Source organism: Natrinema soli (assembly GCF_028618695.1).
In genome coordinates, this window is record NZ_JAQIVI010000656.1 from 1 (window position 1) to 533 (window position 533).

The 533-nt window shown below is 70.0% G+C and carries 1 protein-coding gene and 1 pseudogene; both read right to left on the bottom strand.

Annotated features, from left to right (window positions below; translation table 11 throughout):
* A pseudogene (locus PGX04_RS29335) lies at positions 1-304 on the bottom strand ([LysW]-lysine hydrolase); the annotation flags it as partial.
* Positions 301-533, bottom strand: a 233-nt coding sequence (locus tag PGX04_RS29340) for an aminotransferase class III-fold pyridoxal phosphate-dependent enzyme (RefSeq protein WP_273741721.1), incomplete at its 5' end; no start/stop codon positions are given. The pseudogene PGX04_RS29335 and the gene PGX04_RS29340, both read right to left, overlap by 4 nt.

Consider the following 533-nt stretch of genomic DNA (forward strand, 5'->3'; position numbering starts at 1 on the left):
TCGCGTCGACGCTGCCGCGACCCCAGAGGACCTCGTCGTCGCCGGTCTCCTCGACCTCGACGGGGATGTCCCCCGGCACGGTGTCGATGTGTGAGGTCAACAACACGGCGTCGTCCGCCGGCGCGCGGACGTTCCCGACCGCGTCGATCCAGACCGCTCGGTCGTGTGCCTCGAAGAAGTCGACGAGGCGCTTGGCCGCCTCCCGTTCCTCGCGGGTGGGCGACGGGATCGAAACGAGATCGACCAACAGCTCCCGGGCGTCCGCCGCCGTCACGTCCGTCGGTTCGCTCGAGTTCGCGTTCATGATTCGGTGTCGGATGCGACGACCGCTGTCAGCGCGTCCACGAGCTGGTCAGCCTCCGTCTCGTCGATCACGAGCGGCGGGAGTAGCCGCAGCACGGTCCGGCCCGCGGGGAGCGCCAGCACCTGCTGATTCATCGCCAGATCGCGGGCGACGCGGTTCGCACCGCGTTTCAACTCGACGCCGACGAGCAGCCCGTCGCCGCGGATCTCGCGGACCTCGTCGCCCAGCG